The 25,940-nt window shown below is 43.9% G+C and carries 16 protein-coding genes, 6 tRNA genes and 1 pseudogene; all 23 read left to right on the top strand.

All coding sequences use genetic code 11. From position 1 onward, the window contains the following. Positions 1-7 precede the first annotated feature (7 nt). Positions 8-1,261: a (Fe-S)-binding protein gene (locus QZ157_RS05280; RefSeq protein ID WP_295142763.1), complete on the top strand. Its 1,254-nt coding sequence runs from the start codon at positions 8-10 to the stop codon at positions 1,259-1,261. Positions 1,262-1,345: 84 nt separating this feature from the next. After that, entirely contained in the window at positions 1,346-1,771 is a 426-nt protein-coding gene (locus QZ157_RS05275) for a hypothetical protein (RefSeq protein ID WP_295142761.1), read from the top strand. Positions 1,772-1,890: 119 nt separating this feature from the next. After that, positions 1,891-1,966 (top strand) — tRNA-Thr (locus QZ157_RS05270). Between the two features lie 59 nt (positions 1,967-2,025). Then, a tRNA-Tyr gene (locus QZ157_RS05265) sits at positions 2,026-2,110 on the top strand. 8 nt (positions 2,111-2,118) lie between these two features. Then, positions 2,119-2,195, top strand: a tRNA-Gly gene (locus QZ157_RS05260). Between the two features lie 137 nt (positions 2,196-2,332). Next, a tRNA-Thr gene (locus tag QZ157_RS05255) sits at positions 2,333-2,407 on the top strand. Between the two features lie 59 nt (positions 2,408-2,466). Further along, positions 2,467-3,666, top strand: a complete 1,200-nt coding sequence (gene tuf, locus QZ157_RS05250) for an elongation factor Tu (protein ID WP_002947618.1) — start codon at positions 2,467-2,469, stop codon at positions 3,664-3,666. A gap of 51 nt (positions 3,667-3,717) precedes the next feature. Next, positions 3,718-3,888 (top strand): 50S ribosomal protein L33, encoded by a 171-nt coding sequence (gene rpmG, locus QZ157_RS05245; RefSeq protein WP_034964152.1) that lies wholly within the window; start codon positions 3,718-3,720, stop codon positions 3,886-3,888. A 7-nt stretch (positions 3,889-3,895) separates the two neighbouring features. Then, a tRNA-Trp gene (locus QZ157_RS05240) sits at positions 3,896-3,971 on the top strand. A 14-nt stretch (positions 3,972-3,985) separates the two neighbouring features. After that, positions 3,986-4,165, top strand: coding sequence for a preprotein translocase subunit SecE (secE, locus tag QZ157_RS05235; protein ID WP_295142758.1), 180 nt, complete (start codon positions 3,986-3,988; stop codon positions 4,163-4,165). 10 nt (positions 4,166-4,175) lie between these two features. Further along, entirely contained in the window at positions 4,176-4,706 is a 531-nt protein-coding gene (gene nusG / locus QZ157_RS05230) for a transcription termination/antitermination protein NusG (protein ID WP_295142756.1), read from the top strand. Between the two features lie 10 nt (positions 4,707-4,716). Further along, positions 4,717-5,142 (top strand): 50S ribosomal protein L11, encoded by a 426-nt coding sequence (gene rplK / locus QZ157_RS05225; RefSeq protein WP_295142754.1) that lies wholly within the window; start codon positions 4,717-4,719, stop codon positions 5,140-5,142. A gap of 125 nt (positions 5,143-5,267) precedes the next feature. After that, positions 5,268-5,972, top strand: coding sequence for a 50S ribosomal protein L1 (rplA, locus tag QZ157_RS05220; RefSeq protein ID WP_295142751.1), 705 nt, complete (start codon positions 5,268-5,270; stop codon positions 5,970-5,972). 110 nt (positions 5,973-6,082) lie between these two features. Next, complete coding sequence (gene rplJ, locus QZ157_RS05215; protein ID WP_295142749.1) at positions 6,083-6,565, top strand: 50S ribosomal protein L10; 483 nt, start codon at positions 6,083-6,085, stop codon at positions 6,563-6,565. A gap of 11 nt (positions 6,566-6,576) precedes the next feature. Beyond that, entirely contained in the window at positions 6,577-6,954 is a 378-nt protein-coding gene (gene rplL / locus QZ157_RS05210; RefSeq protein WP_295142746.1) for a 50S ribosomal protein L7/L12, read from the top strand. 110 nt (positions 6,955-7,064) lie between these two features. Then, positions 7,065-11,201, top strand: coding sequence for a DNA-directed RNA polymerase subunit beta (gene rpoB / locus QZ157_RS05205; protein WP_295142743.1), 4,137 nt, complete (start codon positions 7,065-7,067; stop codon positions 11,199-11,201). Next, on the top strand, positions 11,194-15,702 hold the full coding sequence (gene rpoC / locus QZ157_RS05200; RefSeq protein ID WP_295142740.1) for a DNA-directed RNA polymerase subunit beta': 4,509 nt from the start codon (positions 11,194-11,196) through the stop codon (positions 15,700-15,702). Before rpoB ends, rpoC begins: the two co-directional genes overlap by 8 nt. A 165-nt stretch (positions 15,703-15,867) precedes the next feature. Beyond that, positions 15,868-16,195: pseudogene (locus tag QZ157_RS05195) on the top strand (DoxX family protein). Between the two features lie 99 nt (positions 16,196-16,294). After that, positions 16,295-16,702 carry a 30S ribosomal protein S12 gene (gene rpsL / locus QZ157_RS05190; RefSeq protein ID WP_004322129.1) on the top strand — a complete coding sequence of 136 codons (408 nt, stop codon included), beginning with the start codon at positions 16,295-16,297 and terminating at the stop codon, positions 16,700-16,702. A gap of 75 nt (positions 16,703-16,777) precedes the next feature. Continuing rightward, positions 16,778-17,248 carry a 30S ribosomal protein S7 gene (gene rpsG / locus QZ157_RS05185; protein ID WP_295142735.1) on the top strand — a complete coding sequence of 157 codons (471 nt, stop codon included), beginning with the start codon at positions 16,778-16,780 and terminating at the stop codon, positions 17,246-17,248. A gap of 12 nt (positions 17,249-17,260) precedes the next feature. Further along, the gene (fusA, locus tag QZ157_RS05180; protein ID WP_295142732.1) at positions 17,261-19,339 is read left to right on the top strand and encodes an elongation factor G; all 2,079 of its coding nucleotides are present in this window, start codon (positions 17,261-17,263) and stop codon (positions 19,337-19,339) included. Positions 19,340-19,478: 139 nt separating this feature from the next. After that, positions 19,479-19,555: transfer RNA gene (locus QZ157_RS05175), tRNA-Arg, on the top strand. Positions 19,556-20,264: 709 nt separating this feature from the next. Continuing rightward, a complete protein-coding gene (locus tag QZ157_RS05170; RefSeq protein WP_295142729.1) occupies positions 20,265-25,685 on the top strand; it encodes a surface layer protein SapB11 in 5,421 nt (1,806 codons plus the stop codon). Positions 25,686-25,940 lie beyond the last annotated feature (255 nt).

Raw genomic sequence — 25,940 nt, 5'->3', positions numbered from 1 at the left:
GGCGGATATGTTTAAATTTAGCGAAATTTCAGATAAATGCGTAAAATGCGGCAAATGCATCCAGGTCTGCACGATCCACAAGATAAACTCCGACGAGACGACCTCTCCGCGCGGCTTTTTAGACCTAGTAGGCGCTTACGAGCGCGGCGAGCTAAAACTCGATAAAAGCGCGAAAAGTATCTTTGAGAGCTGTTTTTTATGCACGAGCTGCGTCGAGGTCTGCCCAAACTCCTTGCGCGTGGATACGGCGATAGAAAACGTCCGCCGCGATATCGCCGATAAATTTGGCATCGCGTGGTACAAAAAGGCGTTTTTTTGGCTACTGCGCCATCGCGCGGTAATGGATTTGGCGGCAAAGCTTGGCTACGTGTTTCAAAGCTGCGCGTTTAAGATCAGGGAAGGCGCGATGAGTCCGAGATTTAGCCTGCCGATGGTGAAAAAAGAGCGTCTTTTGCCGACTGCTAGCAAAAAGAGCTTTTTAAACTCGCATGCCGAGTTTATCGATAACGGCGGCGATAAAACTATCGGAGTTTTTATCGGCTGTATGGGAAACTACGCATATACGGGCATCGGCGAGGCTTTGGTTAAGATCGCGCGCGAGCTAGGGCTAAATTTAAATTTAATGAAAAAGCAGGCCTGTTGCGGCGCGCCGGCGTATTTTACGGGAGATTTTGCGACGGTCGAGGTTTTGGCAAAGCGAAATATCGAGTATTTCGAACGGCTTTTCTTAAATTTAGACGCTATCATCGTGCCGGAGGCGACCTGTTCGGCGATGATAAAGATCGACTACGAGCACTTTTTTCATGATGACGAGCAGTGGCGAGATCGCGCAAAAGCGGTGAGTAAGAAGATATTTTTAGCGACGGAGTATTTTGAAAAATTTACGAATTTGGCTGAAATTTTGGCAAAAAAAGGCAAAAAATTAGCCTCCGTAACCTATCACGACCCTTGCCACGCTAGAAAAATGCAAGGCGTCTTTAAAGAGCCTCGCAAGCTGCTCGCTCAAAACTACGAAATAACAGAAATGAGCGATCCAAACGAGTGCTGCGGTTTTGGCGGAGTGACGATGCAGTCTGAAAAATATCACCTAAGCCGCGCGGCCGGACAAAGAAAATCAGAGATGATAAAAAACTCTGGCGCAAAGATCGTAAGCGCGGAGTGTAGCGCCTGTAAAATGCAAATTTCAAATGCGCTGCATATCGGCGGCTCAGACGTGAAATGCGAGAACCCGATAGAGTTAATCGCAAGGGTGCTTGGGTAGGCGTTCGGTCAAATTTATCGCAATTTTATTCATTGTCGTATATAATCCAAACAGTTAAATTTGCTGCAAGCAAAAAGGAGAAGCATGAAAAAAATCGTCGTTGTTTTTTTATTGCTTTGCAGCGTTTTACTCGCAAATAGCGAATATAATATCTTCGTAAGCGCATTTGGCGACGACGTAACGCAAGAATCCATAGAACGCGAGCGAGCCAATATAGAGCGTAAAGTCGCTAAGATAGACGGCGTAAAAGCCGTAGTTAGCGGTAGATTCGGTAGGTACCGCTCTATAGCGGTCAAAACGCGGGCTATGAATAAAAACGATATTAAGGTTCTGACGCAAAAGATTAAGGCGGCTGGATTTAAAGAGGCTTATGCGCTAGTAGCTAAAGAAGACGAAGCTCAAACCGGCATCGTAGAGCAAAAATCAAGCGATGAAAAACCGCTTGCTAAACCGCGTTCAAAACTTAGAAAAGATTTAAAATTTAAAGAAGCCCCGGAGCCTATGGGCTAAAGAAAAATTCGAACTACAGGCATGTTTTTATAAAAATAATGTAAAACGCGACTATTTTTTGCAAAAGTCTTGACTTTGAGAAGAAATTGGGCTATAATCCAACTTTCACAAATCAGGATGCTGGTGTAGCTCAGTTGGTAGAGCTACTGCCTTGTAAGCAGTGGGTCGGCGGTTCAAGTCCGTTCACCAGCTCCATTTCATAACAGTGTTTGACCAGAAATACCATTAAGCATTTATAATTTAAAATTAATTAGGGTGAGATACTCAAGCGGCCAACGAGGGCAGACTGTAAATCTGCTGACTATGTCTTCCGTGGTTCGAATCCACGTCTCACCACCATGCTATATGCGGGAGTAGCTCAGTTGGCTAGAGCATCAGCCTTCCAAGCTGAGGGTCGCGGGTTCGAGCCCCGTTTCCCGCTCCAGAATTTTGGAAATGAAACTGGGAGCTGTAAAATGATAAAAGTCTCTATAAATTTTTATACATTTGCTGTAGCTCTATTTTTAATTTCCTTTTAGTTGTTTATGTTTTTATATCATCTCTCATGCCAAGCGATATTACGCTCATATGGCTCAGAGGTAGAGCACTTCCTTGGTAAGGAAGAGGTCGCGGGTTCAAGTCCCGCTATGAGCTCCATGGTTTTAGAGAAATTAGACATAAATTTGAGTTAAAAACAAATCATTACGGAGGAAGAGATGGCAAAAGAAAAATTTTCACGTAACAAGCCACACGTAAACATTGGTACTATCGGTCACGTTGACCATGGTAAAACAACATTGACAGCTGCGATTTCCGCTGTTCTTTCAAGAAAAGGTCTTGCAGAGCTAAAAGACTATGATAATATCGATAACGCTCCTGAAGAAAAAGAGCGCGGCATTACCATTGCTACTTCTCATATCGAGTACGAAACCGAAAATCGCCACTATGCGCATGTTGACTGCCCGGGTCACGCCGACTATGTTAAAAATATGATTACAGGTGCAGCGCAAATGGACGGTGCGATTCTAGTCGTATCTGCTGCTGACGGCCCGATGCCTCAAACTAGAGAGCATATTCTACTATCTCGTCAAGTAGGCGTTCCTTATATCGTTGTATTTATGAATAAGGCTGATATGGTTGACGATGCGGAGCTTCTTGAGCTAGTCGAGATGGAAATTCGTGAACTTCTAAACGAGTACGACTTCCCTGGTGACGATACCCCGATCGTAGCAGGCTCGGCTCTACAAGCTCTTAATGAGGCTAAGGCTGGAACAGACGGCGAATGGTCTGCAAAGGTTCTTGAGCTTATGGCTAGAGTTGATGAGTATATTCCAACTCCGGTTCGCGCAACAGATAAAGATTTCTTGATGCCTATTGAGGACGTTTTCTCTATTTCTGGTCGCGGTACGGTTGTTACCGGTAGAATTGAAAAAGGTGTGGTAAAAGTCGGCGATACCATCGAAATCGTAGGTATTAGACCAACTCAAACTACTACAGTTACCGGCGTCGAGATGTTTAGAAAAGAAATGGATCAAGGTGAAGCAGGCGATAACGTAGGCGTTCTTCTAAGAGGCACAAAAAAGGAAGATGTTGAGCGCGGTATGGTTCTTTGCAAACCTAAATCAATTACTCCTCACACTAAATTTGAGGGCGAAGTTTATATTTTAACAAAAGAAGAAGGCGGACGCCACACTCCATTCTTTAACAACTATAGACCGCAGTTCTATGTAAGAACGACTGATGTTACAGGTTCTATCACTCTTCCAGAAGGAACAGAAATGGTTATGCCTGGTGACAACCTAAAGATAACTGTTGAGCTTATTGCGCCAGTTGCTCTTGAAGAGGGAACTCGCTTTGCGATCCGTGAAGGCGGTAGAACAGTCGGCTCAGGCGTTGTTTCTAAGATTCTAGCATAATTTAATTTTATATTTTGGCGGAGTTTTTCTCCGCTTTTTTGAAGGGAATTTATGGCAAAAGGTAACAGAATAAAAGTTGGTCTTAAATGTTCTGAATCAGGTGATATAAATTATACTACGGTAAAAAATAGCAAAACAACAACCGAAAAATTGGAACTAAAAAAATATTGTCCAAGACTAAAAAAACATACTATTCATAAAGAAGTAAAATTAAAGAGCTAAGGCTTTTAGGGCAATAGCTCCAACGGTAGAGCGCTGGATTCCAAATCCAATGGTTGGGGGTTCGAATCCCTCTTGCCCTGCCATCAAAAGGTTGAAAATGGAAAAAATAATAAGTTATATTAAGCTTTCTCGTGCGGAGATTGAAAAGGTAATTTTTCCACTCAAAGAGCAAATCAGGAATGCTTTTATAACGGTTTTTGCTGTAGTAGCTATTGTCTCACTTTTTTTAGCTCTTGTTGACGTCATTATGTCTTTTTCTGTTTCAAAGCTTATTTAAGGTTGAATGTATGGCACATAAATGGTATGCAATTCAAACTTATGCCGGCAGTGAAATGAGTGTAAAAAGAGCTATTGAAAATTTGGTTAGAGATAATCACATTGAAGAACAATTAAAAGAAATTATAGTTCCTACTGAAGACGTAATAGAAATAAAAAATGGTAAGAAAAAAATAAATGAGAGAAGTCTTTATCCTGGATATGCTTTTGCATATCTTGATTTAGATACTGCTCTTTGGCATAAGATACAATCTCTTCCTAAAGTAGGTAGATTTATAGGTGAGGCTAAAAAGCCTACGCCTTTGAGCGAAAAAGACATTAATTTAATTTTGGAAAAGGTTCAAAAACGTGCTGCTCCTAAGCCAAAGATTTTCTTTGATAATGGAGAAAACGTTCGTATTACCGAAGGACCTTTCGCAAATTTTACCGGAATAGTAGAAGAGTACGATATGATACACGGCAAGTTAAAGTTAAATGTTTCAATATTTGGTAGAAGTACTCCAGTTGAAATTTTATATTCACAAGTTGAGAAGATAGTATAAGGAGAGGTTTATGGCTAAAAAGGTTGTAGGCGAAATTAAATTACATATTGCTGCTGCAAAAGCAAATCCGAGTCCTCCGGTAGGTCCGGCTCTTGGTCAGCAGGGTGTAAATATTATGGAATTTTGCAAAGCTTTTAATGAAAGAACTAAGGATATGGCCGGATTTAGAGTACCGGTCGTTATTACAGTATATGCAGACAAAAGTTTTACTTTTATCACAAAACAGCCGCCTGCTACGGATCTGATTAAAAAAGCCGCAGGTATAGAAAAAGGTTCGGATAATCCGTTAAAAAATAAAGTGGCTAAGCTTACAAAAGCTCAGGTACTTGAAATTGTTGAGAAAAAAATTGCCGACTTAAATACTAAAGATAGAGAGCAAGCAGCTAAAATTATTGCTGGTTCAGCTCGTTCAATAGGTATTACGGTAGTAGATTAATCCTTTTACCACATAAGGATTTTTATTAAAGTTAAATTTATGGCACGCGTTAATATCTATATTTAGCGCGTGTATTTTAAATTTAGCAATGTGGAAGCATAAAAATTATAAATGCGGAGAAATAAATGTCAAAAAAAACTACAAAAAGATTTAGTAAGCTGCTTGAAAAAGTTGATGCTACTAAAAATTATTCTTTAGCTGAGGCTATTGATACCATAAAACAACTAAAAAGTGCAAAATTTGACGAAACCGTTGAAATTGCTTTGAAACTTAATGTTGACCCAAGACACGCAGATCAAATGGTTAGAGGCTCGGTTGTACTTCCTGCAGGAACCGGCAAAACCGTTCGCGTAGCTGTTATAGCAAAAGATGCAAAAGCTGACGAAGCAAAAGCTGCCGGCGCCGATATAGTCGGTAGCGATGAACTTGTTGAAGATATCCAAAAGGGAATTATGAATTTTGATGTTCTTATTGCTACTCCAAATTTAATGGGACTAGTCGGTAAAGTAGGACGAATTTTGGGACCAAAAGGTCTTATGCCAAACCCAAAAACGGGCACTGTTACTATGGATGTAGCCCAAGCGGTTAATAATGCAAAAAGCGGTCAAGTTAATTTCCGCGTAGATAAGCAAGGAAACATACATGCCGGTCTCGGTAAAGTTAGCTTTTCAAAAGAGCAACTAAACGACAATATTTCAACCCTTATTAAAGCGGTAAATAGACAAAAACCTGCAGCAGCAAAAGGTAGATACATTAAGAGTGCTGCTTTATCGTTAACTATGAGCCCTTCTGTTCTACTCGAGACTCAAGAGCTTATGGATCTACGCTAATTTTTAGCTAATAAATTTTTATCTTAGATTGGAGATAGCAGAGGCTTTTGCTTAATCGCGCTTTTATGCTGCTCTGCTTGAAATCGCTAGTCGGAAAGGAGAAAAACTAGATGACGAGAAATGAAAAATCTGAAATAATCAGTAAACTTGAAGCGGAATTTAAAGAAAATGAAGCAATTATAGTTTGCGATTATCGTGGTCTTAGCACTAAAAAGCTAGAGGCCTTGAGAGATGCGGCTAGAGTTTTAAACGTAAAAGTTCAAATCGTAAAAAACACTCTTGCAAATATTGCTCTTAATAATATCGGAAAATCCGGTATGATTTTGAAAGATACCAATATCTTTATCTGGGGCGATCAGCTTTCAGCTACTAAAGTTGCGGCTAAATTTGAAGAAACAAATAGCGAACTATTCAAAATCAAGACCGCTCATATTGATGGCGAAGTTGCAAGCGTCGAGAAAGTCAAGGCTCTATCTAAGATGCCTAGCCGTGATGAGTTGCTTGCGATGCTTTTGCAAGTTTGGAATGCGCCTATCCAAAATTTCACTATTGGACTAAATGCGCTTAAAGAGAAAAAAGAAAAATCAGCATAAAAGGATAAGAAATGGCAATTACTAAAGAGGACGTATTAGAATTTATCTCTAATCTTTCAGTATTAGAGCTAAGCGAATTAGTAAAAGAATTTGAAGAGAAATTCGGCGTAAGCGCTGCTCCGGTAATGGTAGCAGGCGGCGCAGCAGCAGGCGGCGCAGCAGATGCAGCTGAGGAGAAAACAGAATTTAACGTTGTTCTAGTTGACGGCGGCGACAAGAAAATCAACGTTATTAAAGTCGTTCGCGCTCTTACCGGCCTTGGTCTTAAAGAGGCTAAAGATGCAGTCGAGCAAACTCCTTCCGTTATTAAAGAAGGCATTAGCAAGGATGAGGCTGAAGCAGCTAAAAAAGAGCTTGAGGAAGCCGGCGCTAAAGTCGAACTTAAATAATTTCACTTATTTTTACAGAGGAGGCAACGCCTCCTTATTTAATTTTTATAAAGATGCCGCAGACGTGCGGTTATTTACTTTCTTTCAAACTTATACCAATGAGGTAGAATATGCTAAATAGTTTATACTCAGGAAATCGTCTTAGGGTTGATTTTTCAAATGTCGCCAAAGAGATCGATGTTCCTAACCTGCTACAATTACAAAAAAAGAGTTTTGACCAGTTTTTAAACGTAGATAAAAATCAAGGCGAAAGCGGTATAGAAAAAGTTTTCAAATCGATATTTCCTATACATGATCCTCAAAACCGCTTAAGCCTGGAATACGTGAGCTCTGAAATCGGAAAACCAAAATATACGATCAGAGAGTGCATGGAGCGAGGGCTTACTTATTCTGTAAACTTAAAAATGAAAGTAAGGCTGATCGTTCATGAGAGAGATGAAAAAACAGGCGAGAAGATCGGTATAAAAGATATAAAAGAGCAAGAAATTTTCGTTCGCGAAATTCCTTTAATGACGGATAGAATTTCATTTATTATTAACGGCGTCGAACGCGTCGTGGTTAATCAACTTCACAGAAGCCCGGGCGTTATTTTTAAAGAAGAAGAAAGTCCGACTGTCGTAAACAAGCTAATTTATACCGCCCAGATTATCCCGGATCGCGGTAGTTGGCTATATTTCGAGTATGATACTAAAGACGTACTATATGTTCGCATAAATAAGCGTAGAAAAGTGCCGGTAACCATATTATTTAGAGCGCTTGGATATAAAAAGCAAGATATCATTAAACTATTTTATCCGATTCAAACTTTAACGATAAAAAATAATAAATTTTTGACCCCATTTAATCCTGACGACTATCAAGGCAGGGTCGAATACGATATCAAAGACGAAGAGGGCAACGTTTTACACGAGGCTGGCAAAAGACTAACCAAGAAAAAGGCCGACAAGATTATTGCCGACGGTGTCAAATTTGTCGAGTATCCTACTGAAATATTGGTAAATAGATTTTTGGCTCACCCGGTTATCGACAAAAATAGCGGCGAGGTGCTTTACGATACTCTTGCGCAGCTTGACGAAAATAAATTGGTTAAAATTTTAGCCGATCAAGAGAGCATCGAGATAGCAAACGACTTAGCTGCAGGCGTTGATGATGCGATTATAAATTCGTTTATCGCCGATAACGAGACGCTAAAACTGCTACGCCAAACCGAAAACGTCGATGACGAAAACGACCTTGCCGCAATTAGAATTTATAAAGTCATGCGCCCGGGCGAGCCGGTAGTTAAAGATGCCGCTCGCGCTTTCGTAAATGATCTGTTCTTTAATCCTGAAAGATACGACTTGACGGGTGTGGGTCGTATGAAAATGAACCACAAGCTAGCGCTTGAAGTGCCTGAGTACGTAACGGTTTTGACCAATGAAGACATTATAAAAACGGCAAAATATTTGATAAAGGTCAAAAACGGACAAGGGCATATCGATGACCGCGACCACCTAGGCAACCGCCGTATTCGTTCTATCGGAGAGCTTTTGGCAAACGAGCTTCATCTGGGCTTTGTAAAAATGCAAAAAGCCATCAGGGATAAATTTACGACGCTAAGCAACATCGAAGAAATTATGCCTTACGATTTGGTTAATCCAAAAATGATAACCACGACGATAATGGAATTTTTCACCGGCGGCCAGCTGAGCCAATTCATGGACCAAACCAACCCGCTTAGCGAAGTTACGCATAAACGCAGACTTTCAGCACTTGGCGAAGGCGGTCTCGTAAAAGATAGAGCCGGCTTTGAGGTGCGCGACGTTCACCCGACTCACTACGGCAGAATTTGTCCGGTAGAGACTCCTGAGGGTCAAAACATCGGTCTTATCAACACCCTTTCGACTTACGCAAAGGTAAATAATCTAGGTTTCGTCGAAGCGCCGTATAAAAAGGTCGTAGATGGTAAGGTAACTGATGAGATCGTTTATCTAACAGCGACCCAGGAGGAAAATTTGGTTATCGCTCCGGCATCTACTACGCTTGATGAAAGCGGCTATATAGTAGAGGATTTGATCGAAGCTAGACAAGACGGCGAGATGATACTAGCTAAACGCGAGGACGTTAAGCTTATCGACCTTTGTTCTGGCATGATAGCCGGCGTTGCGGCATCGCTTATTCCGTTTTTGGAGCACGACGACGCCAACCGCGCCCTAATGGGATCAAACATGCAACGCCAAGCGGTACCGCTACTTCGCTCATCCGCTCCTATCGTAGGTACGGGCATGGAGAGTACCGTGGCTCGTGACGCATGGGAAGCTATCAAGGCTAGACGCGCTGGCATAGTTGAAAAGGTGGACAATAAGAATATCTTTATCCTCGGCGAAGACGAGGCGGGTCCATATATCGATCACTATTCTATGGAGAAAAATTTAAGAACCAACCAAAATACGACATTCTCCCAACACCCTATCGTTAAAAAAGGCGAAAGCGTAGCGGCCGGGCAGATCATCGCCGACGGTCCGTCTATGGAGCGCGGTGAGCTGGCTATCGGTAAAAACGCCCTTATAGCTTTCATGCCGTGGAACGGATATAACTACGAGGACGCGATCGTAATCAGCGAAAAAATGATCCGAGAGGATGCGTTTACGAGCGTGCATATTTACGAAAAAGAGATCGAGGCGCGCGAGCTAAAAGACGGCGTTGAGGAGATTACTAAAGATATCCCAAATATCAAAGAAGAAGATCTGCTTCACCTAGATGATAGCGGTATAATAAAAATCGGCACGCAGGTAAAACCCGGCATGATCCTAGTCGGCAAGGTTTCACCAAAAGGCGAGGTTAAGCCAACGCCTGAGGAACGCTTGCTTCGCGCGATTTTCGGAGAAAAAGCCGGTCACGTGGTAAATAAGTCCCTTTACGCGACGGCTTCTATGGAAGGCGTCGTCGTAGACGTGAAAATTTTTACTAAAAAAGGTCACGAAAAAGATAATCGCTCAAATAAAGTTTATGAAGAAGAAAAAGCGGCTTTTGAAAAAGAACACCACGATAGACTCTTGATGCTAGACCGCGAAGAGATGCTAAAAGTGGGCGCTCTGCTTTGCAAAACGCCTTTGAGCTCGGCTCAAACTATCGGTAAAAAAACCTATAAAAAGGGCGAGAAGATTGATAAAGAGGAGTTTGAAAACATCAACCGCTTTACTCTAAGCGCGATCGTTAAGGGCTTTTCAAAAGACGTGCAAAAATCATACGACGACATAAAAAATCATTTCCAAAACGAGAAGAAAAAGCTCAAAGAAGAGCATGACGCAAAGATGGAAATTTTGGAAAAAGACGATATCTTGCCAAGCGGCGTAGTTAAGCTCGTTAAAGTCTATATCGCGACCAAGCGCAAGCTAAAAGTGGGCGATAAGATGGCGGGCCGCCACGGAAACAAAGGTATCGTCTCAAATATCGTCCCAGAGGTCGATATGCCGTATCTTCCGAGCGGTCAGCCAGTCGATATCGTGTTAAATCCGCTGGGCGTTCCTAGCCGTATGAATATCGGTCAAATTTTAGAAAGCCACTTGGGACTTGTTGGCTACCGCTTGGGCGAGCAGATAAATCAAATTTTCCAAGAGAAAAAAGGCGAGTGGGTAAAAGAACTGCGAGCCAAGATGATAGAAATAGCTTCAGCGTCTAAATTTATGGATGCCAAAAAGACTCTAGGTAAAATGAGCGACGAGTTGCTTTTAGACTACGCTAGAGACTGGGCTAACGGTGTCAAATTTGCCACGCCTATATTTGAGGGCGTTAGGGTCGATGAGCTGATGAAACTATTTGAACTAGCTAAGATCGATATGGACGGCAAGACCGAGCTTTACGACGGACGCACGGGTTCAAAAATCAAAGAGCGCGTAAACGTCGGATGCATGTATATGCTAAAGCTTCACCACCTAGTCGACGAAAAAGTCCACGCTAGAAGCACGGGTCCATACAGCCTTGTTACTCAGCAGCCAGTCGGCGGTAAGGCGCTATTTGGCGGACAAAGATTTGGAGAGATGGAGGTTTGGGCGCTTGAGGCATACGGTGCGGCTCATACGCTTCGCGAGATGCTAACGGTCAAATCAGACGACGTCGAAGGACGCTTGTCTGCGTATAAAGCCCTAACAAGAGGCGAAAATGTGCCTGAAACCGGCATTCCTGAGACATTTTTCGTTCTAACAAACGAGCTAAAATCATTGGCGCTTGATGTCGAGATATACGATGAGGATGAAAATAATGAGTGAGTTAAAACCTATTGAGATAAAAGAAGAACGCAGACCGCGCGATTTTGAAGCGTTTCAGCTTCGTTTGGCTAGCCCCGAGAGGATAAAGTCATGGAGCCACGGTGAGGTTAAAAAACCCGAAACCATAAACTACCGCACGCTAAAACCTGAGCGCGACGGTCTATTTTGCGCTAAAATTTTCGGTCCGATTCGCGACTACGAGTGCCTTTGCGGTAAGTATAAAAAAATGCGTTACAAAGGCATCAAGTGCGAAAAATGCGGCGTCGAGGTAACCAGCTCAAAGGTGCGCCGCTCTAGAATGGGCCACATCGAGCTCGTAACTCCTGTAGCGCATATCTGGTACGTAAATTCGCTCCCAAGCCGCATAGGAACGCTGCTTGGTATAAAAATGAAAGACCTTGAGCGCGTGCTTTATTATGAGGCGTATATCGTCGAGAGCGTGGGCGACGCATTTTACGATACCGAAAATAGCAAAAAAGTAGAAATTTTCGACGTTTTAAACGAAGAACAGTATGTCTCTTTAGCTTCTCGCTTTGAAGAGAGCGGATTTAGAGCTAGGATGGGCGGCGAAGTTATCCGCGATTTACTAGCAAATATCGATTTGGTCGAGCTTTTAAATACCCTAAAAGATGAGATCAGTGCGACAAATTCGGAAGCCAAGAAAAAAACCATAGTAAAAAGACTAAAAGTCGTCGAGAGCTTTTTAAATTCCGGTAACCGTCCTGAGTGGATGATGATTACGAATTTACCGGTCCTTCCGCCGGATCTTCGCCCGCTTGTCAGCCTTGACGGCGGTAAATTTGCGGTTTCCGACGTAAATGATTTGTATCGCCGCGTTATAAACAGAAACGCGCGTTTAAAACGCCTTATGGAGCTTGACGCGCCTGAGATTATTATCAGAAACGAAAAGCGTATGCTTCAGGAGTCCGTCGATGCGTTATTTGACAACGGACGACGCGCAAATGCCGTAAAAGGCGCAAACAAACGCCCTCTAAAATCGCTTTCTGAGATCATTAAAGGTAAGCAAGGTCGCTTCCGCCAAAATTTGCTCGGTAAGCGCGTCGACTTCTCCGGTCGTTCGGTTATCGTCGTCGGACCAAAACTACGTATGGATCAGTGCGGACTACCGAAAAGAATGGCCCTTGAGCTGTTTAAGCCGCATTTGCTAGCTCGCCTTGAGGAGAAGGGCTACGCCACGACCGTAAAACAAGCTAAAAAGATGATAGAGGATAAGACTAACGAGGTTTGGGAGTGCCTGGAGGAGGTCGTTAAAGATCATCCGGTCATGCTAAACCGCGCTCCGACGCTTCACAAATTATCTATCCAGGCGTTTCACCCGGTGCTCGTCGAGGGTAAGGCTATCCAGCTACATCCGTTAGTTTGCGCCGCATTTAACGCGGACTTCGACGGTGACCAGATGGCTGTTCACGTGCCGCTATCTCAGGAAGCTATCGCAGAGTGCAAAATTTTGATGCTTAGCTCGATGAATATCTTGCTTCCTGCAAGCGGCAAGGCTATCACCGTTCCTAGCCAGGACATGGTTTTGGGAATTTACTATCTAAGCCTAGAAAAGACCGACAGCAAGGGCGCAAATAAAATTTTCGCATCGGTAGACGAAGTAATGATCGCCGAGGAAGCGCACTGCCTAGAGGTACACTCGAAAATTAAAACGATGATTGGCGGCAAGACTCTATTTACGACTGCCGGCCGCCTTATCATCCGCTCGATTCTGCCTGATTTCGTTCCTGAAAATATGTGGAACAGGGTTATGAAGAAAAAAGATATCGCAAATTTGGTTGATTACGTCTATAAAAACGGCGGCCTTGAGGTAACGGCGGGATTTTTGGATAAGCTTAAAAATTTGGGCTTCCGTTATGCGACCAAGGCCGGTATCTCGATCTCTATCGCAGATATCATCGTGCCTGACAGCAAACAAAAATATATCAACGAAGCCAAGAAAAAGGTCCGCGAGATACAAAATCAATACGGCGCGGGCTTACTAACGGACTCAGAGAGATACAATAAAATCATCGACATCTGGACGGATACGAACAACGTCGTCGCGGGCGAGATGATGAAGCTCATCCAGGGAGATAAGGGCGGATTTAACTCGATTTATATGATGGCCGACAGCGGCGCGAGAGGCTCTGCGGCGCAAATTCGTCAGCTAGCCGGTATGCGCGGTCTTATGGCGAAGCCTGACGGCTCAATCATCGAGACGCCGATTATATCAAACTTCCGCGAAGGTCTAAACGTTCTTGAGTACTTTAACTCAACCCACGGTGCCAGAAAAGGTCTAGCAGATACCGCGCTAAAAACGGCGAATGCCGGATACCTAACCAGAAAGCTAATCGACGTCGCGCAAAACGTGAAAGTCACTATGCACGACTGCGGTACTCACGAGGGCGTCGAGATCACCGAGATCACCGACAACGGCGAGCTTATCGAGAGTTTGGAAGAGAGAATTTTAGGCCGCGTGCTAGCCGATGACGTGATCGATCCGATAGCAAACGAAGTGCTATTTAGCGAAGGCACGCTAATAGACGAAGAAAAAGCCAAAGCGATAACCGAAGCAGGTATAAAATCGGTAAGTATCAGAACGCCGATAACTTGCAAAGCCGCAAAAGGCGTTTGCGCTAAATGCTACGGCGTAAATTTGGGCGAAGGAAAGCTGGTAAAACCGGGCGAAGCCGTCGGTATCATCTCGGCCCAGTCTATCGGCGAGCCGGGAACTCAGCTAACGCTAAGAACTTTCCACATCGGCGGTACGGCATCGACCGAGCAACAAGACTACCAAGTCGTCGCGCAAAAAGAGGGCTTTATAAGGTACTACAATCTAAACGTTTACGAAAACGGCGGCAAGAGAATCGTGGCAAATCGCAGAAACTCGGCCGTCTTACTCGTCGAGCCTAAGATCAAAGCCCCGTTTGACGGAAAGATCGAGATCGAGATCGCTCACGAGGACGTAAATATCATCGTAAAAGGCAAAAAAGAAGAGGTTAAGTACACTCTAAGAAGAGGCGACCTAGCGAAACCTAACGAGCTAGCCGGCGTTAGCGGTAAGGTTGAGGGTAAAATTTATATCCCTTATGCTAACGGCGACGCAGTCAAAGAAAACGAAAGTATCGCCGAGGTCATAAAAGAGGGTTGGAATGTACCTAACCGTATCCCGTTTGCTAGCGAGATAAAGGTCGAAGACGGAGAGCCGATCGCTAAGAAAGTCGTTGCGGGCGCAAACGGCGTGCTTAAATTTTATATCCTAAAAGGCGATTATTTAGAGCGCTTAAGAAATATCAAAAAAGGTCACGTAGTAACCGAAAAAGGGCTATTTGTAGTGGTTGCCGACGAGGACGATAGAGAGGCGGTTCGCTACTATATCCCGCGAAACTCTATCATCAAAGCAAACGATAGCGACACCGTAGATAGCAAAGCGGTTATCTCTGAGCCTGAAAACCAAGAAAAAATCGTCATAGCCGAGTGGGATCCGTACTCTACGCCGATCATCGCCGAGGCCGCGGGCAGAGTATCGTACGAGGACATAGAGCCTGGATACAGCGCCGCCGAGCAGTATGACGAGGCGACCGGTCAGAGCCGTTTGGTTATAAACGAGTATCTGCCTTCCGGCATCAAGCCTACGATCGTGATCAGCACGGACGAGGGCAAGATGATCCGCTATCAACTAGAGCCTAAAACAGCGATATTCGTAACGGACGGCGCTACGGTAGCGCAAGCTGACATCCTAGCTAAGACGCCTAAGGCCGTGGCTAAGTCAAAAGACATCACGGGCGGTCTACCGCGAGTCTCCGAGCTGTTTGAGGCCAGACGCCCGAAAAATACGGCTATTATCGCTGAAATCGACGGCACCGTAAGATTCGAAAAGCCGCTTCGATCTAAAGAGCGTATCGTTATCCATGCCGACGACGGCGCTACGTCGGAGTATCTGATAGATAAAACTCGCCAAATTCAGGTTCGTGACGGCGAATTTATCCACGCCGGCGAGAAGCTAACCGACGGGCTAATATCAAGCCATGATGTTTTGAGAATTTTGGGCGAGAAGGCACTGCACTATTATTTGATCAGCGAAATTCAGCAAGTTTACCGCTCCCAAGGCGTTGCGATCGCCGATAAGCACATCGAGATCATCGTTTCTCAGATGCTTCGTCAGGTTAAGATAGTAGATAGCGGCGATACGAATTTCATCACAGGCGATATGATTTCTCGAACGAGATTTAAAGAAGAAAACGAGCGCATAATGCGAATGGGCGGTAATCCTGCGATCGCCGAGCCTATTTTGCTAGGCGTTACGCGCGCTGCTATCGGAAGCGATAGCGTGATCTCGGCCGCATCGTTCCAAGAGACGACTAAGGTTCTAACCGAGGCTTCGATCGCAGCTAAGATCGACCACCTTGAGGATCTAAAAGAAAACGTCATTTTAGGACGCATGATTCCTGTCGGAACCGGTCTTTATCAAGATCAAAAGATCAAGCTAAAACAAAACTAAATTTAACCCCGCAAGCCTCGCCAAATTCGGCGGGGCTTAAATTTGCCTCGTTTTAAAGCTAGCCGGATAAAATCAATCCTTTAAGTTTGAAAATTTGGAGTAAAAAAGAAAAATTTCGATTTGGGAATTTTGTTTGCGAGACTAGGGCTTGGTGTCTGCCTTTTTATGCACGGCTTTGCGAAAATTTTACACGGCATAGGCGGCGTAAAAAGTATTTTAACAAAAGCCGGCTTGCCTGAGATTGTGGCTTACGGCTCCTATATAGGCGAGGTTGTTGCGCCGATAATGATAATTTTAGGGATATTTTCAAGGATTGAAGCAGCTCGTTATCGGCACGAGTCTAACGATAATATGCGCCCACCACAGACTTGGAAATTTACTTGAGCTTACAAACGTCGGCGGCTTTAAGGCCGAAATTTTATATCTTTACATCGCTTTATCGCTTTGCATTATTTTTAGCGGAAGCGGAAAATACGCTTTTAAAAAAGACTAGCGCGATAAAATTCAGCGTTAAAGATGAAATTTACCTTATATTAAGCCAAATTTAAATAAAATCAAGTCTTTTTAATAAATTTAGTCGAAAGGAATTACTGTGCCAACCATTAATCAATTGGTCAGAAAAGAGCGCAAGAAAGTGACTTTTAAGTCAAAATCTCCAGCGCTAAAAGAGTGTCCTCAAAGAAGAGGAGTTTGCACTAGGGTCTATACTACGACTCCTAAAAAACCAAACTCGGCTTTGAGAAAAGTTGCCAAAGTTAGGCTTACTAGCGGATTTGAAGTGATCAGCTATATCGGTGGTGAAGGCCACAACCTACAAGAACACAGCATCGTGCTAGTGCGCGGCGGTCGTGTTAAGGACTTACCGGGCGTTAAATACCATATCGTACGCGGTGCTCTTGATACAGCCGGCGTTGCGAAAAGAACGGTTTCTCGCTCAAAATACGGCGCTAAACGTCCAAAACCTGGTCAAGCGGCAGCCGCAGCAGGTAAAAAGAAATAAAAATTTAGGTTCACAGACCATGCCATTAGCGGCATAGGTTTGAGTAAAATTTATAAAATTTGAAGGAATAATCAAATGAGAAGAAGAAAAGCTCCCGTCAGGGAAGTAATGCCGGATCCAATTTACGGCAATAAGGTAATCACTAAATTTATTAACTCTCTTATGTACGACGGCAAAAAAAGCGTCGCTACCGAGATCATGTACGGCGCTATCAAAGCTATCGAGAAAAAAAGCGGCGACGCAAAAGGTATAGACGTATTTAACGATGCTATCGAAAACATTAAGCCTCTTATGGAGGTTAAATCTCGTCGCGTCGGCGGCGCTACCTACCAAGTACCGGTAGAGGTTCGCCCGGCTCGCCAACAAGCCCTTGCTATCCGCTGGATCATCGGTTTTGCTAGAAAAAGAAGCGAAAGAACGATGATAGACAAGCTAGCTAACGAGCTACTTGATGCTGCAAATTCAAAAGGCGCGTCTTTCAAGAAGAAGGAAGACACCTACAAAATGGCAGAAGCTAACAAAGCGTTTGCTCACTACCGCTGGTAAGAGGAGGCTGGTATGGCAGATAGAAAAACCCCTTTACATATGGTTAGAAACATCGGTATCGCTGCTCACATCGATGCCGGTAAAACTACGACCAGCGAAAGAATTTTGTTCTTTACGGGTATGAGCCACAAGATAGGCGAGGTTCACGATGGCGCTGCTACTATGGACTGGATGGAGCAAGAAAAAGAGCGCGGCATCACGATTACGTCTGCGGCGACCACTTGCTTTTGGAAAGATCACCAGATAAATTTGATCGACACTCCGGGCCACGTTGACTTTACTATCGAAGTTGAGCGTTCTATGCGCGTTCTTGACGGTGCTGTTTCGGTGTTCTGCTCAGTCGGCGGCGTACAGCCTCAGTCTGAGACCGTTTGGAGACAAGCAAATAAATATCACGTTCCAAGAATCGTTTTCGTAAATAAAATGGACAGAATCGGCGCAAATTTTTACAACGTCGAGTCTCAAATCAGAAACCGCCTAAAAGCAAATCCGGTGCCTATTCAAATTCCTATCGGCGCAGAGGATAACTTTAGAGGCGTAGTCGATTTGGTTAAAATGAAAGCTTACGTTTGGGAAGACGACAAAAAGCCGACTGACTATAAAGAGATAGAGATTCCGGCGGAAGTAAAAGAAAAGGCAGAAGAGTACCGCACTAAGTTAATCGAAGCGGTTTCTGAAACCGATGATAGCTTGATGGAGAAATTTTTCTCAGGCGAGGAGCTAAGCGAAGAAGAGATCAAAAAAGGTATCAAAGCGGGTTGCTTAAGAATGACGATAACTCCTATGCTTTGCGGAACGGCATTTAAAAATAAAGGCATCCAGCCCCTACTTGACGCGGTCGTAGCATATTTGCCTGCACCGGATGAGATCGAGGCGATTAAGGGCGTTTATGAAGACGGTAGCGAAGTAACGGTAGAAAGCACCGATAACGGCGAATTTGCAGCTCTTGCGTTTAAGATTATGACCGACCCGTTTGTCGGACAGCTTACATTTATCCGTGTTTATCGCGGTAGCCTTGAGAGTGGTAGCTATGCTTACAATACTGTTCAGGATAATAAAGAAAGAATCGGTCGTTTGCTAAAAATGCACTCAAACAAACGCGAGGAAATTTCGGTTCTTCACGCGGGCGAGATCGGCGCGGTCGTAGGTCTAAAAAATACCCTAACCGGCGATACGCTCGCGAGCGAAAAAGACAAGGTTATCCTTGAGAAGATGGACTTCCCTGAGCCGGTTATCAGCGTTGCCGTCGAGCCAAAAACTAAAGCCGACCAAGAAAAAATGGCTATCGCGCTTCAAAAACTAGCTCAAGAAGACCCAAGCTTTAGAGTGGGTACCGACGAAGAGAGCGGTCAAACCATCATCAGCGGTATGGGCGAGCTTCATCTTGAGATCATCGTAGATAGAATGCTACGCGAATTTAAAGTCGATGCCGAAGTAGGTCAACCGCAAGTCGCATACCGCGAGACCATCCGCAAAACAGTCGAGCAAGAGTATAAATACGCTAAACAATCAGGCGGTCGCGGTCAGTACGGACACGTATTCTTACGCCTTGAACCGCTACCTGCGGCTAGCGGATTTGAGTTCGTTAACGACATTAAAGGTGGCGTGGTCCCTAAAGAGTATATCCCAGCGGTTGAAAAAGGCTGCAAAGAGGCGCTTCAAAGCGGCGTGCTTGCCGGCTATCCGGTCGAGGACGTTAAGGTTACCCTATTTGACGGTAGCTACCACGAAGTCGACTCGTCTGAAATGGCGTTTAAACTAGCTGCTTCTATGGGTTTCAAAGAGGGCGCTAGAAAAGCGGGTGCGGTTATCCTTGAGCCTATGATGAAGGTTGAGGTTGAGACGCCTGAGGACTATATGGGTGACGTTATCGGCGACTTAAACAAACGTCGCGGTCAAGTAAACTCTATGGATGAGCGAAACGGAAGCAAGATCATCACGGCTTTCTGCCCGCTAGCTCAGATGTTTGGTTACTCTACTGACCTTCGCTCTATGACGCAAGGTCGCGCTACTTATTCTATGGAATTTGACCACTATGAGGAAGTTCCAAAGAACGTCAGCGAAGAGATTATCAAGAAAAGAAACGGCTAAGCCGAATTTGGCGGGGATGCGAGTCCTCGCCTTAAATTTAGTTAAACGACTGCCAGCAACTTCTCGTAGTCCGGGCGAGTCGTGTCTTATATAATAAAATTTGACAAGCTGTTAAATTTAGTTGATTTATTACCTGTATGTCCTCATAGCTCAGCTGGATAGAGCGCAGAATTCCTAATTCTGAGGCCGTGAGTTCGAATCTCGCTGGGGACACCATTCCACCTAAAATATACCCCCAATTTATGGACTTTCCTTAAGCCCTCAAAATACGTATACAACATATTTATGTAGTAATTTCATTTATGGTTAGCTTAAAAGGAAAAGCGAGCTATTGATACTACTAAATAGGGCTAAATTTTAGAATTTCTTAGTATGATTTCTAGCGTGACCAAACTATTCGCTTTTAAATAAACCATGTTAAACAAAATCGGCCTAAGAACCGATACGCTCTTTAAAAACTGACAAATACGGTAAAATTCTAGTCTTTTATTATATACGGCTTAAATTTTAGGCTCAAGATAGGTTAAAAAATCCATAAGATAGCTATAGGTGCGCATTTTGCTTACTGCCGCGCTTATACGGCTTAAATGGTAAATTTAGCAAGCTGGCAGCCTAGCAACATCTTTGTTTATTAGCCGCTAAAAAGCTCCGTAAAATATTTAAATGCGGCAAATCTATACATCAAGTTTCTAAAAATCAGGCTAAGCATTGCCAAAAAATTATTGGTAAATTTAACGCTGCTACGGCCGCAACATGAAACAAAAATTTTATTTATACACCTTGAACATTATTGTTTTTTGTAGCGATCGCTTAACTAAATTAAAAAACGCTTCCCTTCATTTTATAAAAATTATGGTATAATTGGCGACAGTATTCTGTAAATAGAACACTAAAAACATCAAGTAATTTTATAAAGGAGTCCTTAATGGCAGTAACACAAGCCCAAGTAGCGCAGCTTTACGTTGCGTTATTTAACAGAGCCCCGGAAGGCGACGGCTTTAGAGCGTGGGTAGCCGCAGGCGCGACTAAAACGCAGGCTCAGATAGCCAACGAGATGCTGGCATCTCCGGCTACGGCGCCTTATTATGCTAGTCTAGGTATAGACATAAGCACAAACAGAGGCTATGTAGAGCTTATCTACAAAAACATCCTAGGTAAAGACTATGTAAGAGACCCGGACGGTATCAATGCATGGGTTAGACACCTAGACGCAGGTCACAGCAGAGGAGATACTCTAGTTAAACTATTTGAGGTAGCCACTTCTGCAGAGGCTAGAGCCGCAGACCCGGTAGCGGCGGCGGTATTTGCCAACAAAACAGAGGTAGCCGCTTATATGGCGCAAAAGATCGCCGATATCAGGCAAGACCTCTCCGGAGACTATGATTACAGAGAGTTTCAGGAGATTATAAAAACCACTACGGCTACCAACCTAGATGAGCAAAAAGCTAGGATAGACGCGTTAGCAGCCTCTACCGTACATAACCTAAGTACGGATTCAAACGAAATACTAGGAAGTGTGGGTCAGGATATATTTAACGCCGTAGCCGACAGCGTCGTAAGTAACGCTACTCTAAAACCTACCGATAAGATAGATGGCGGCGGCGGAGAAAATACCCTAAACGTTAGAGTAAACGATAGCTTTAACGGCATGACTACCGGCTATATCAAGCATATCGATAACCTAAATTTAACCTCTACGGCGCCTACGGCTAAGACCTTTAACGCGCGAGGCATAGAGGGTCTTAAAAAAGTGACCCTAGATAGCCAAAACGGTTTAAATTTGCTAAATCCGCAAAATATCGTGGATATCAGCCTTCAAAACGTAACTAGCAACGCCGCTGACGGCTTTAAGCTAGACTACAACTCAAGCACTATCGCTGGCGTTAACGATACTCAAAATTTAACCCTAGATAAAGTAAATTTACACAAATACGCTATCACTGGCGTAACAGGAAGCGATGATGCGGGTATCAATATCCCTAATATCGAAAATCTAAACATCTCTACCAAGGGCGAGAAGAGTAACGTAACTATAAAATCCGGCGCAGGTACTGGAAATCACTATAAAAATATAACCGTAAAAGGCAACACCGACCTAACGGTAAAAGCCGAAAGCGACCGCATAGAAAAATTCGACGCATCAGCCTTTACGGCCACTCTTGATTATACTTACAAGGCTTTAGCTACTACTCCTTCCGGCGCTACTAGCATCATCAAAGGCGGTAGCAGCAAAGACGTCATAAATTTAGACTTTAAGGACGTTAGCGCTGCAAATGCTAGACCGTACTTCGAGATAGACGGCGGAGCGGGTAACGACGAAGTGATCGTAAAACACCTAAAAGCCAACGAGAATAGATTTAACATCAAAAACGTAGAAAAAGTCGGCATCGAGAAAGTGGATACCGGCGTAGCCAACAGCACCGCTACAGCAGATTTTACCGGCTCAGACGTCACTCATCTATATACAAGCAAATTTAAAGACAATCTAAAAGTAGTAAATTCGTCTATAAAAAGCGTTACCGTGGATAAACCGGCTCTTGACGAGAGCGGCAACCCTGTTATTTCTAGCGGTCCTTACGGCACTACGCAGTTTACAAACGGCTATCTAGAAAACATCAATGTAGAAAACACCATAGATCCTAGAAATCCTGTGGGCGAAGCTATCATAAACCCTACCATTCCAGGCCTAAGAAGCAAGGTAACCGCATACGTATCCGCCGACGAGAGCGAAAAAGTAACTGTAAATATCGGTAAAAACGTATATGCACAAAAAATAGCGGGTAACTGGGTAGACACTAACAAAATGCATGCAGCTGAAGGCATAGGCATCATCGCTCCTAGAGCTAAAGACCTAACGGTAAATTTCAACTCTCCCGGCACTCTAGGCAACACCCAACCCAACACTACCGGCATAAGCCTTACAAACATCCCGTTGCATGACCTAGCGGCAGCTCCTTCTCAGGCGCAAACGTCCTTTGATAAACTAACCATAAACTCAAAGTCAAACATCCTAAGCAATGTCGACGCCACTTTCCTTGAAAAGCTAAAAGTGTTTAATATCAACACCGATACCAATTTCGAGGCTATCGGAACTAGAGAGTTTAATGACATTCAGCAGATTAACGCTAGCGGTCTTGCTTCAAATAATATCAAAACCGGCAAAGTCTTCTTTACCGATAACGTCATCGGCAAAGGTAGCGGCGCGGGTGCAGGCACTACCGACACCGCTCAGTCTATTGGTATCAAAGCTGAGCATTTAAATTCATTTAAGGCCAATAAAGGTATCTTCACAAAAGGTAACATAAACGTTAACCTAAACGACATGCAAGGTCAAGCGGAGATAGCTAACGGTATAAACACCACTAGCACCGATACGATGCAAGCGCATTTTGACAACTGGAGCAACGTTACGCACAACTTCCAATATGGCGCGAGCACTACGGAAGCATCCGTAGTTACCGAGGGGACGTTTAGGGTAAATGCGAACAATATTACCAACCTCCTAATAGGCAATATCATCGCAAGAGATATAGAGATCAGCGCAGGCAATGCTAGGGGCAACGTCAGCCTAGCTAGTAGCGGCGGGCAATATACGACTGTCTCCAACCCGCATGCTAACGGGGTAGGTAAGATAGGTAACGACAAGACGATCAACAATACTATTGACCTATCTCAGGTAGCAGGTAGCTATAATGTAGGCGAGCTTTTTGGTCAAAATATCAAATTTAAAGCAGCCGTATTTAACTCTCCTACGTACTATAGTGAAGAGATAGATACCGGTCTAAAGAGCGACAAAAATAACTACAACTCATACGCTACGACGAATACCATAAAAGCAAATTTCGGCGGCACTAGAGCAAACCAAGACATTATCTCTTTAGAGGCGAAAGGCGTTCAGTCAAATTCCGACGGCAACACTAACGTCTATGTTAAATTTGACGATGGTACTGCATCTCCTAATGACCTAAAAACCTTTAAGGCAACCGGCGAAAATGTAAATTTAGTCGTAAACGGTAAATTTAATACGGGTACGACCTCTAAGCTTGAAACCATAGATCTAAGCGACGTAAAAACAGGCTCTACGTCTTTCTTGAATTTATCTGATGTTGCATTCTCTACGGATACGACGAGCCATAGCGGATCTACTAATCAAGGATATAGCAGCTGGCACAATAGTACTGCAAATCAAGGTTTCGGTAATGCAGGCAACTCAAATCTAAAAAACCCTCTTTCAGATAACTATGGTACTGCGCATGCGAATGACTTTAAGGCTACTTCAACTCTGCCTGATTTTGGTGCTAGGACGGGTGTTACCGGTAACGACGTACCTACATTTAGCGGCACCAAATGGAGCCATACAAATGTCGACGGTACCTCTACGAGCCTAACGAGACCATCTACCGAACTAGTAAGAGAAAAGAGCGACCTAGGCGCTAACCAACACACTAAGCTATCCTATATCAAAGGCACGCAGGGTAACGACGTCGTATTGCTAGCTAACGATATGGCCACCGGCGTAGCGGCAAACCCTGACGGCATCAAACGCCTAAACGTAGACCTAGGCGACGGCGACGACGTCATACACGTAGGTACGCTAGCAAATAATACCGAGATCGTTATCGACGGCGGTAGAGGCGCGGATCTATTTGACGTAAGTAGAGCTAAAACTAACGCTGCCGTAAACAAGATAGTAACTATCAAAAATATCGAAGCGGGCGATAAGATCAAGCTAGCCGACTGGTTTGCGCACGGATATAATCCTAAAGACCCTACCGGCGACAACAAAGATGCGGTTTATACAAATTCGCAGTTCCATAGTAGAAACGCCACTGATATCAAGGTAAAATTCTACGACAATAACCACCCTGGAACTACGGGCGACAATAACCCGGCTACAAACGGTAGATATTTCCATACCGAGGTTGCTAATGACAAACTAGCTACAGATGTGCATAATGTAACTCCTGTATACAACAAACCTGTAGATATCACCGGTAGTACCGTAAACGGACAACGCGATACGTCTACAACCCCTCCAAGCAGTAAAGTAACCGGTTATGACTACTCTACAAACACTAAACCTACCATACTTCCTGGCGTAGAAAAAGGCGTAGTCGCTCAATCCGGTACAGACGGTCACGCCGGCGGTGACAGATATGAATATACTGCTAAATACGGCGACCTCGCATGGCAGACAGGTGCCGCTACAAATAACAAAACTATCGTAGCGGGCGCTAGCCAAAATATCTCCGTGGGTGGTAAAGATGCTAACGGTCAGTATATCAGTGAAACATTCTTAAACGGCAATACAAAACCGTTTGTAGAGACTGGCTCCGCTCCTATTACGGCTGACTTGTCTACTACTAAGAGCACTGGCGTAACGGTATCTACTGCTGGATGGACTCAAGGAACAACCCCTACAACTCCTCACCCTACTCCGGGCGTTACATGGGTAACTTGGATCGCAACAAAAGTTGACGGTAGTACCATAGAGTATTATGCTCCTTCAAGTACTCATGCGGCAGCTCCTACGCAAGGTACCGGCAACTGGCGTTTAAATACCGACGGTAAATTCTATGAGACTGGCACAGCACAAAACCAACACACTATCGTGAACAACGTGCTATATTCTAACGAATACAACGACGTCCACGGTGCTGCAGGCGCAGTCGGTATTAAGGCCGGTACTCCTATCGCAAATCCTCACGGCAGCGGCGCGATAATACAAAACTCAGGCATAGCAGGACAAATAGGACCTAACGCAACGACGCCTACCGTTACAAACCTAAGAAAAGCCGTAGTTATAGAGACGTCTACCACGAGCGATAAGTATATAAACAATATCAGCAGTAGCGATAAGTCTATATATGATGCGCACAATATCGTAAAACTAACCGTAAACTCAAAACTTACTGATCTAAGTACGGTTGCCGGCCTAGATACTCTAGTCCAAGCAGTAAATCACGCCATAGCTCACAATAGACTATGGAACGATACCACTCAGGTTACGGATGACGGTCTTAGATTTAGTGCCACGTACTATAGCGATCAAAACGGTGCTACTACTTGGGGCCAAACGATAAGCGGCTACGTAAGACACATCAACGGAGGCGGCGGCGATAACGGACATTACGACGCTCACAATGATAGGCTGTATGCTTTCTCATGGAGAGGCGACACGTATCTAGTCTATGATAAAAAGGCTACTGCTGCAGGCGTCGCAAACTCTATAGGGCAAGAGGACACCATAGTTAGACTTGCGGGCGTAAACTTAGACTCTCTAAAATACACCGTAGATCCTGAAAAGGGAACTATCACTATCAACGACGTTCAGTTCGGCGGTTGATATAGTTTTTATCCCCATTCCCCGAGCGACCTTTGCTCGGGGTCCTTTCTTTTAAATTTAATCGACTACTTAGTAAATTCCAAAATATATACAGCCATAAACATTATCTCAAATCAAAGCTTGTTTTAAATAACGATTTTTAATACCGCGAGTATCTTACTTGCTCGGCAAAATTCAAGCAAATAAAATATAAATTATTTCTTCATTTAAGCTTATATTTTAAAACTAAGTTATATAATCATACTATATGATTAA

Origin of the sequence: uncultured Campylobacter sp. (genome assembly GCF_905372745.1) — a bacterium.
Classification (GTDB): domain Bacteria; phylum Campylobacterota; class Campylobacteria; order Campylobacterales; family Campylobacteraceae; genus Campylobacter_A.
Note: the sequence above shows the minus strand (reverse complement) of the source record. Positions and strands in the feature narration are given on the sequence as shown.

Excerpts from the sequence above, each read along its gene's own strand:
- QZ157_RS05280 (WP_295142763.1), top strand. The coding sequence starts at position 8 with ATGTTTAAATTTAGCGAAATTTCAGATAAATGCGTAAAATGCGGCAAA.
- QZ157_RS05275 (WP_295142761.1), top strand. The coding sequence starts at position 1,346 with ATGAAAAAAATCGTCGTTGTTTTTTTATTGCTTTGCAGCGTTTTACTC.
- tuf (WP_002947618.1), top strand. The coding sequence starts at position 2,467 with ATGGCAAAAGAAAAATTTTCACGTAACAAGCCACACGTAAACATTGGT.
- rpmG (WP_034964152.1), top strand. The coding sequence starts at position 3,718 with ATGGCAAAAGGTAACAGAATAAAAGTTGGTCTTAAATGTTCTGAATCA.
- secE (WP_295142758.1), top strand. The coding sequence starts at position 3,986 with ATGGAAAAAATAATAAGTTATATTAAGCTTTCTCGTGCGGAGATTGAA.
- nusG (WP_295142756.1), top strand. The coding sequence starts at position 4,176 with ATGGCACATAAATGGTATGCAATTCAAACTTATGCCGGCAGTGAAATG.
- rplK (WP_295142754.1), top strand. The coding sequence starts at position 4,717 with ATGGCTAAAAAGGTTGTAGGCGAAATTAAATTACATATTGCTGCTGCA.
- rplA (WP_295142751.1), top strand. The coding sequence starts at position 5,268 with ATGTCAAAAAAAACTACAAAAAGATTTAGTAAGCTGCTTGAAAAAGTT.
- rplJ (WP_295142749.1), top strand. The coding sequence starts at position 6,083 with ATGACGAGAAATGAAAAATCTGAAATAATCAGTAAACTTGAAGCGGAA.
- rplL (WP_295142746.1), top strand. The coding sequence starts at position 6,577 with ATGGCAATTACTAAAGAGGACGTATTAGAATTTATCTCTAATCTTTCA.
- rpoB (WP_295142743.1), top strand. The coding sequence starts at position 7,065 with ATGCTAAATAGTTTATACTCAGGAAATCGTCTTAGGGTTGATTTTTCA.
- rpoC (WP_295142740.1), top strand. The coding sequence starts at position 11,194 with ATGAGTGAGTTAAAACCTATTGAGATAAAAGAAGAACGCAGACCGCGC.
- rpsG (WP_295142735.1), top strand. The coding sequence starts at position 16,778 with ATGAGAAGAAGAAAAGCTCCCGTCAGGGAAGTAATGCCGGATCCAATT.
- fusA (WP_295142732.1), top strand. The coding sequence starts at position 17,261 with ATGGCAGATAGAAAAACCCCTTTACATATGGTTAGAAACATCGGTATC.
- QZ157_RS05170 (WP_295142729.1), top strand. The coding sequence starts at position 20,265 with ATGGCAGTAACACAAGCCCAAGTAGCGCAGCTTTACGTTGCGTTATTT.